Here is an 8,373-nt window from a genome sequence, read left to right as displayed (position 1 = left end):
GGCGCGGAGCTGTTCCGGGCCACCACGGGGTAGCCGCGCCGACCGGCCGAGGCCGCGGGCGGCGGGCGGCGGGCCCAGACGGCAGGCACCCGCCGCGGACTCAGGCGGCAGGCCCCGGCCGCGGGCTCAGGCCGGTGCCGGGTGGCCGAACAGCAGGTCGTAGCCGTCCGGGAGTTGCTCGATCACCTGGTCCAGCAGCTCGCCGGGGACGAGGTCGGCGACGGCGCTGAGCACGGCCCCGATGTCCCACTGCGCCGTCGCCGGGGTCGCCCCGTCGATCCACCCCACCACGGCCTGTACGAAGCGCTCGGCGGTCAGCGGTTCGGCCGCGGGCTGGGCGTCGCGCAGCAGCGAGGCGTAGGTCTCGGGCAGCGCGTCGGCGAGTTCGCCCCGCTCGGACCCCACCAGGTGCTCGCCGAGCAGGGCCAGCACGACCCGGGTGGCGTGGTCCGCCTCGGCCGCGCCCCGGTACTCGCCGCGCTCCACGACGCGGGCGAGGAAGTCCTCCCAGGAGATGGTCATCGCGTCCTCCTTCCGGTCGGCGGGCTCGGCCGGACCGACGGCGGCGCGCTCGCCCTGGGCCAGGACGGGGATCGCGGTCCGTGACCGCCGTGGGACGTACCGGTGCCCGTGCTGCTCAGCGTAACTCGCCCCGGCGCCTTCGGAACCGGCCGCCGCCGTCGATCACGCCGCCGCCCCGGGGCAACGGTCCGTCCTGCGGTCCACCGGGCTGTTCACCGCACCGCACTGTTCACCGCACCGCACCGCCCGCCGCGCCGTTCACCGCGCCGAGGCGTGGCACCGCCTGCGCGGCCGCCGGGACGGCAGCAGCCCGCCGGTGACCGGGCCGGCCGCCACGCGCTGCGCCGGGGGCGCCGCGCTCACCGCTGCCGCCGCGGTCACCGTCGTGGCCGCCAGGACCGCCTGGGCCCGGGCCGGGTCCGGCATAAACGCCGAGAGAAAGATCCGTTCCGCCGGGCTCAGCGCCCGCGAGCGGCCGGATTCGCGGTCCCGGGCGACCACCACGGTCCGCGCCCGCATAAAGGTGAGCCGGTCCCGGCAGACATTCACCTCGACCTGGGCGGAACTCCGTCCGAGCCGTTCCACGGTGAGCACCACCGAGAGCGGCTCGGGCCGGTGGTGCAACTGCTCCAGGTAGTCGATCTCGTGCCTGGCGATAATGAACCCGGACGGGAACAGCGACTCCCGGACGGCGGTTTCGTGGTGGCAGAACAGGTCGTAAATCCCCTCCTGGATGTAGCCGACCAGACGGGCGTTGTTGATGTGCCCGTTCTCGTCGACGTCGCTCCACCGGGTGGGGCAGGACAGCACGTGCACGCCCGGCAGCACCGCGCTCACTGCCGGGTCAGCCCGGCACCGGCGGGGAGCAGCGCGCGCTGCAACCTGGCGTAGTAGCCGGAGTGTTCGGCCGCCATCCGGGCCGCGGTCCAACCCTCCTCGGCCGCCTCGGCGGCGGCCTGGACGACCAGGCTGTCCAGCACCGCGTCGACCGCGCGGCACAGATCGTGGACGGCCGCGAGCCGCTCGGTCACATCCGCCCCGCTCCCTGCGTTCCGGGACGGGAAGGCGGCCAGTGATTCCATCGCGAGTTGAAGGTCGTCGACTCCGTCTGGCCGGTTTTCCGCAGGGAAATTCCGCATGATTTTCTCCATGACTCATTCGGCCATTACGGCCCAGTAGCTAGCGTTCGAATGCACCGGATCGGTGTCGACCCCCCGACCCCACGACGCTATCCCAGCCGACGGGGGTCGACGGATGGTTTGCCGACCGCGACGGAAAACTGACCTCCATCGGAGTAGTTTGTCGGTGTACACAATATGCCCCATCAGTCGAATGCCGTCCGCAATTCGAGTGGTATCCACGACGCGCGGCCCCGGATCGACTCCTCGGGGAACGAAATCTGCTACCAGACGCTCCACCACCTCGCCTTGTACAGGTGCGAGCCCCGCAGCGACCGCGTCCCCTCCGGCCGGTGCAGGGTGATCACCGAGGTGCACCAGTCGCACGGCGCCTCGTGTTCGGGCGCCACCGTGAGCAGCCGGCCGGTGCCGGGTTCGTCGCCGACGCTCTTGAGGTCCCGCTCGGCGGCCGGATCGGCCAGGTGCACGGCGGTGAAGCGGTCGGTGGCCGGGTCGAAGCGCCACAGGCCGGTCAGCGTGGCCACCCAGAACCGCCCGGGATCCGCCAGGACGGGCGCCAGGTCGTGCCCGCCGCGGTCGGGCAGCGGGCTGCTCCGCACGACGGTGAGGGCGGGCGCGGCCGGGGTGCCGCCGACCCGCAGCGCGGTCAGCGCCGTGTCGCCGAGCACCCAGAGCAGGCCGGTCCGCGCGTCCCAGTGCACTCCGTGCGCACCGGGCAGCGGGAACTCCGCGTATGCCGCGGCCCGCGGGCCCTGCGAGGCCGCGTACAGCCGCACCCAGCCGCCCGCGCTCGCCGCCACGGCCACGTTGCCGTCCGGCAGCAGCTCGATGCTGTGCGGGTTGGCGGCCGTTCCCAGATCCGTCGCCCAGTGGACGCGGCCGGTGGTGGTCTCCACGACGGCGGCCAACCCGCCGGAGGCGGTGGTCAGCAGGAAGCGCCGCCCCTGCCGGATCCGGGACTTGGCCTCGTCCGGGTCGGTCCAGCTGCGCGCGGGCGCCAGATCCGCCAACTCCGGTGCGCGGTCGGCACTCCAGCCCCACACGACGGGCAGTCGGCCCGGGCCGCGGTAGGCCATCAGCTCCTCGGCGCTCTGCAACACCAGCACGCTGCGCGAGGCCTGGTCCACGACCGCCACCTGCCGGCCCGGCGACCTGGCCCACGCGCCGCTCGTCGGCGCGCAGAGCAGCAGGGCGACCGCGAGGGCCGGCAGTGTTCTCCTCAGCACGCCTTCACCGTGGGTGCTGCGGGCCGACTCCGCTCGGCGGCACGTCCGAACGGACGATCGAAGCGACGGCCGTGGATCGTGCGGCGCCGGCGGCGGGTCCGCCTCGTTCACTGTCATCCGGACATCCTGGCGGGACGACCGCACCGGCGGCCGTCGCACCGGGTCGGCACGCCGCCGGACCGTCAACCCGGTGCCGCCCGCACCCGTTCAACACCCGGTTTCCCGAAGGCCCGAGGCCCGGCCCCGGAGGCCCGGCCCCGTGGGCTCAGCGCCCGGAGACCAGGTCCGCGACCCGGGCGATCGGCGAGGTGGTGGCCCGGCCGGCCGCCTCCTGCCGGTCCGCGGCGTGGTACGCGGCGTACATCGCGTGCACCCCGAGCCAGCGCAACGGCTCCGGCTCCCAGCGCCGCACGGTGTGGCCCACCCAGGGCAGCCGGGTCAGCTCGGTGTCCCGGCCGAGCACCAGGTCCCGCAGGGTGCGGCCGGCCAGGTTGGTGGTGGTCACCCCGCTGCCGACGTACCCGCCGGCCCAGCCGAGCCCGCTCACCCGGTCCAGCTCCACGGTGGCGCACCAGTCCCGGGGGACGCCGAGCACGCCCGCCCAGGCGTGGTCGATCCGGGCGTGCGCGGCGGCCGGGAAGAACCGGTCGAGGACGGCCCGGAGCTGGCGCACCGTCTCCACCTGGGTACTGCCGTCCGAGTCCGTCCGCGAGCCGAACCGGTAGGGCACGCCCCGCCCGCCGAGCGCGATCCGGTCGTCGGCGGTGCGCTGCGCGTACATGTAGGCGTGCGCGAAGTCGCCCAGCACCTCGCGGCCCTCCCAGCCGGCCTCCGCCCAGAACTCCGCGGGCAGCGGCTCGGTGGCGACCATCGCGGAGTTCATCGGCAGCCAGGTGCGCTTCTCGCCGCGCAGCCCGGCGGTGAACCCCTCGGTGGCGCGCAGCACGTGGTCGGCGGTGACGGTGCCGTACGGGGTGACGGCGCGGGGCTTGCGGTAGCCGCTGCCGGGCAGGATCGCGGTGACCGCCGTCCCCTCGTACACCTCGACGCCCAACTCGCGGACGGTGCGGGCGAGTCCGCGGGCGAGCCGGGCGGGCTGGATGCGGGCGCCGTGCGCCGTCCAGCAGCCGCCGAGGGTGCCGGCGACGTTGATCCGCGCGGCCGCCTCCTTGGCGCCCAGCAACTCGACCCGGCCCTCGCCGTAGGCCCGCTCGGCCTCGACGTGGGCCCGAAGACGCTCCAACTGCGGCTTGCTGCGGGCGACTTCGAGGACACCGCCGCGCACGATGTCCGCGTCGATCCGCTCGGCCCCGGCGACGCCGACGACCTCCCCGACCGCCTCGTCCATCGCCCGCTGCATCGCGGCCGCGCGCTCCCGCCCGTACCGCCTGGCGAAGGCGCCGCGCCCCGCGAAGCCGTTGTACAGCCAGCCGCCGTTGCGCCCGGAGGCGCCGTAGCCGCAGAACCGCCGTTCGAGGACGGCGATCCGGAGGCCGGGGTCGGCCTTCTTCAGGTAGTAGGCCGTCCAGAGCCCGGTGTACCCGCCGCCGACCACGCACACGTCGACGTCCCGGTCCCCGGGCAGCGCGGGGCCCGGCTCCGGCACCCCGTCCGCCGCGTACCAGAACGACACCTCGCCGTTGACCGCCGCCACCGGAAACCTCCCGTACCCTCGCTGACCTGCCCGGACGCTACCTCCGCGGGTTCGGCCCGGGCCACCCCCCACACTGCAAGGATCACCGGGCCCGATCAGCCACCCTGTCAGTCCCGCAGCAGCTCCAGGGCCCGCGTCCAGTCGTACGAGCCCGGCGTGAAGTCCGCGATCCGCACCCCCATCCGCCGCAGCCTCGCCAGGCTGTCCGCATAGGCCGGATGCGCCGCCTGCGCCGCGCTCAGGCAGGGCTGGACGGCGACCGGGACACCCCAGCCGTACGACTCGCAGAGGATCCCCAGCGCCAGGGTGTCCGAGATGCCCAGGGCCCACTTGTTGAGCGTGTTGAAGGTGGCGGGGGACACGACGAGGGCGTCCGGGTCCGGCAGCGGCCGGGGCTCCCCCGGCTTCCGCCAGGCGGAGCGGATCGGGTACCCGGTCCGCGCCTCGATCGCCTCGGCGTCGATGAACCCCATGGCCTGGGGCGTCGCCACCACCCCCACGTCCCAGTTCTGCTCCTGCGCGGCCGAGATGAGCTCCCCCACCCCGCCCGCGACCCCCGCCGCGCACACCACGACGTACAGCACCGGCTTCCTCGCCTCGGACACCCTCGGCCTCCCCACTCTCGGACTGCCCGCTCTCGACCCGCCTGCGGACCCCCGAACAGTAAGCCGCCCCCGTGGCCCGCTCCACCCGCCCGGTCGACGCCCGACGGAATCGAGCGGTATTCGAACAACCTGGCCGGGCCCCACCAGTACGCCGACGAACCGAGTGGGCACGACTGCCCGTCCGCCGCTCCGCTCCGGGACCCCGCCCGACGGGCCGGGCGGCCGGGTGCGGCCGTCGTCGCAGGCAGGACACCCTGCGGGAAACCCGGCGGTAGCGTCGGGATCAAGCTTCGCCATGAGCATGATCACGCCGTTTTCCGTTTCGACCGGCCGCCTCGCGCCACCCATGGGTGAAGATCGAACCGGAAAGAGATCGTTCACGATGTTCCTGCGGAATACGACTCCGATGACCGCGGAAACCCCTGTCCGGACTGCTGGGGACGGCCCGGACCGGTACCACGCGCCGGACCGGCCGAACAGGACCGACAGGATGGGGAGCACATGCTCTTGGAGCGCGACGAGGTGCTGGGCACGGCCTCGGCGGCCGCGGCGGCGGCGCGGGCGGGCAGCGGACGCTGGGTCCTGCTCTCGGCACCGGTGTCCGGCATGGGACGGACCGCCGCGCTGGAGGCGATCGTCCGGCAGCAGGCCGACGGTGACGCCGTACGCGTCGGACGCGCCCGCGGCGTACCGGAGGAGACGGCGTTCCCGTTCGGGCTCGTCCGCCAGCTCTTCGCGGACGACGAGGCCGTGCCCTTCTCGGTCGCGGCCGGAGCGGACGAACAACGGCTGTTCCACGGGCTGGTGACCAGGCTGACCCGGTCCGCCGCCGAGCGGCCGGTCCTGCTCGCGGTGGACGACCTCCACCACGCCGACGAGCCGTCCCGGCGCTGGCTCGGCTACCTCGCCCGCCGCATCGCCGAGATCCCCGTCCTGCTGGTGCTCACCGAGCGCGCCGACCCGTCCGGTCCGGCCCCCTTCCCGCCCGCCACCGGCACGGCCGTCGCCCTCCCCGCGCTCAGCGTCCCCGCCGTCATCCGCCTCGCCCGGGACGCCGGCCTGGACCAGCGCTCCACCGTGGCCTGCGTCGAGGCGGGCATCGGCAACCCGGCCCTGGTGCGGGCGCTCGTCGCCGACTTCGCCGACGGGGCGCTCCCCCGCCCGTCGTCCACCCCGTCGCGCAGCCGCTTCCGCGACACGATCGCCCGCTGGCTGGGACGGGCCGACCCCTGCGTACGCCACGCCTGCCTCGCCCTCGCCGTCGCCGCCGAGGGCGGGATGCCCGTCGGCCCCGGCCTGCTCCACCAGCTCTCCGACCTCTGCACCGCCACCCGCTCCCCGGGCGAGCGGTCCGCGCGCCGCATCAGCAGGCTGCTGGACCACCCCCTCGCACGGGAGGCCGTCCTCGCCGTCGCCGCTCCGGAGGAGATCGCCGCACTGCACACCCGCGTCGCGGAACTGCTCGACGAGAGCGGCGCGCCCGCGACCGCCGTGGCCTCCCGGCTCCTGCGGGTCGAACGGCCCGGCGAGGCGTGGATGGCCCGCTCGCTGTCCGAGGCCGCCGAGGAGGCGATGCGCGCCGGTCACGTCGCGGAGTCCGCCGCGTACCTGCGCCACGCCCTGAGCGGCCCGCTCGATCCGGACCGGCGGGCCGCCCTCACCATGCGCCTCGGCGCCCTGGAACTCCCGCACAACGCGACCGCCGGCATCCGCCGGCTCCGCACCGGACTGGAACTGCACACCGACCTCCGGGACCGGGCCACCGCGGCCACCGCCCTCTGCGCGGCCCACGTCGCGCGCCGGGATCCCGACACCGCGCTGGAGGTCCTCCGCCGGGCCGGTCGCGGCGCCGACGACGACGAACTCGTCCAGGTGCTGGGGACCCTCGGCGCGCTCGTCTCCTCGCACGACAGCGACGCCTGGCGCGGCGCCGTCGCCGGCCTGCGCGCACTCGCCCCGACCGCGCCCCCCGCCATCGAGCCCCTGGTGTGCGGACTGATCACCGAGTACGAGGCCGGGGCCGGCCTCTGCTCGGCGGCCGAGGTGCTCGACCGGGTCCGGCCGCGGCTGGCCGCGCCGGTGGACCCGCGGCTGCGGACCGCCTGGCTCGGCAGCGCGGCCACCCTGCTCCAGTGGGCGGACCGCCTGGACGAGGCACGGGAGTTGACCGGCCAGTGCCTGCCCGCCCCGCCCGTCCCCCCGGACCTGACCGACGTGGGCCTGCAGTGCCTGCTCAGCGTCCGGGCCGAAGCCGCGCTCTGGGCGGGGGAGTTCGACCGCGTCATCGCCGAGAACGCCCCCCTGGTGGAGGCGACCGCCGGACAGGGCGTCCGACTGCCGCACCTCGCCGCCATGGTGGCGACCGCCCGGCGCGAGACCGGCCGGCGCTCCGCGGCCTGGGAGGCCGTGGCCCTGGTCGGCCCGTCCGGCAGCGACAGCTCCTGGGAGTGGAACGAACTCAGCTACACCCGGGCCCTGTTGCACGCCGCGGACGGCGACTGGCAGGCCGCCCTCGACGACTACCTGGTCTGCGGAGCCGGCCAGCTCGCCCACGACTTCGTCAGCCCGGTCGCCACGCCGTGGCGCTCCGGAGCGGCGCTCGCCCTGGTACGGCTCGGACGGCGGGACGAAGCCCGCGAACTCGCCGAGGAGGAACTGCGCCACGCCCGGACCTGGGGCACCCCGCGCACCGTCGGCCGGGCGCTGCGGGCGTACGCCGCTGCCGTGGGCGGCCGGCTGGCCCTGTGCTCGCTGACCGAGGGCGCCGAACTGCTCAGGCCGGCCGCCGCGCCCGTGGAACTCGCGGAGGTGCTGATCGACCTCGGCCGGGCCCACATCGAGGCGGGCAGCGGCCGCAAGGGCCGCGACACGCTGCGCGAGGCGCACGCCGTGGCCCTGCGGCTGGCCGGGCCCGCCCCGGAGACCGGCGGACCGGCCCCGGTCGGCCGTCTCCTCGGCGCGGCGGAGGAGGCGCTGCGCGAGGGCGGGGTGCGGAACCGGGACGGCGGACACGCCCTGAGCCCCGCCGAACGGCGCGTGGCCGAACTGGCGGCGGCGGGGCACACCAACGCCCAGATCTCCTCCGCGCTCTGCCTCACCCGCCGCACCGTGGAGACCCACCTCACCAACGCCTACCGGAAGCTGCGGATCGCCCGGCGCACCCAGCTGGTGGCGGCGCTGGAGCGGTAGCGGCCGCGGACGCGCCCCCGCCCGGGTGCGGATGCACC

At 75.4% G+C, this 8,373-nt stretch carries 7 protein-coding genes; 1 reads left to right on the top strand and 6 read right to left on the bottom strand.

Translation table 11 applies throughout. The features are described 5' to 3' along the window. Positions 1–126 precede the first annotated feature (126 nt). The 6 genes from ACFU7Z_RS30920 to ACFU7Z_RS30895 all read right to left on the bottom strand — a co-directional run bounded on the left by ACFU7Z_RS30920 (position 127) and on the right by ACFU7Z_RS30895 (position 5,146). Positions 127–522, bottom strand: a complete 396-nt coding sequence (locus ACFU7Z_RS30920; RefSeq protein ID WP_049660531.1) for a DUF2267 domain-containing protein — start codon at positions 520–522, stop codon at positions 127–129. Between the two features lie 258 nt (positions 523–780). Further along, positions 781–1,359 (bottom strand): thioesterase family protein, encoded by a 579-nt coding sequence (locus ACFU7Z_RS30915; RefSeq protein WP_074005255.1) that lies wholly within the window; start codon positions 1,357–1,359, stop codon positions 781–783. Continuing rightward, entirely contained in the window at positions 1,356–1,553 is a 198-nt protein-coding gene (locus ACFU7Z_RS30910) for a hypothetical protein (RefSeq protein WP_049657510.1), read from the bottom strand. Before ACFU7Z_RS30910 ends, ACFU7Z_RS30915 begins: the two co-directional genes overlap by 4 nt. A 371-nt stretch (positions 1,554–1,924) precedes the next feature. Continuing rightward, positions 1,925–2,887: a DUF6528 family protein gene (locus ACFU7Z_RS30905; protein WP_053112349.1), complete on the bottom strand. Its 963-nt coding sequence runs from the start codon at positions 2,885–2,887 to the stop codon at positions 1,925–1,927. 265 nt (positions 2,888–3,152) lie between these two features. Continuing rightward, a complete protein-coding gene (locus ACFU7Z_RS30900) occupies positions 3,153–4,541 on the bottom strand; it encodes an FAD-binding oxidoreductase (protein ID WP_074005254.1) in 1,389 nt (462 codons plus the stop codon). A gap of 107 nt (positions 4,542–4,648) precedes the next feature. Then, complete coding sequence (locus ACFU7Z_RS30895; RefSeq protein WP_181970499.1) at positions 4,649–5,146, bottom strand: flavoprotein; 498 nt, start codon at positions 5,144–5,146, stop codon at positions 4,649–4,651. A gap of 501 nt (positions 5,147–5,647) precedes the next feature. Between ACFU7Z_RS30895 and ACFU7Z_RS30890 the strand changes: the two genes are divergently transcribed. Beyond that, positions 5,648–8,335, top strand: coding sequence for a LuxR family transcriptional regulator (locus ACFU7Z_RS30890; protein WP_074005252.1), 2,688 nt, complete (start codon positions 5,648–5,650; stop codon positions 8,333–8,335). Positions 8,336–8,373: the final 38 nt, after the last annotated feature.

Origin of the sequence: Kitasatospora sp. NPDC057518 (assembly GCF_042802075.1) — a bacterium.
GTDB lineage: Bacteria > Actinomycetota > Actinomycetes > Streptomycetales > Streptomycetaceae > Kitasatospora.
The sequence above is the reverse complement of the archived record's forward strand: the minus strand, read 5'-3'. Positions and strand labels throughout refer to the sequence as shown.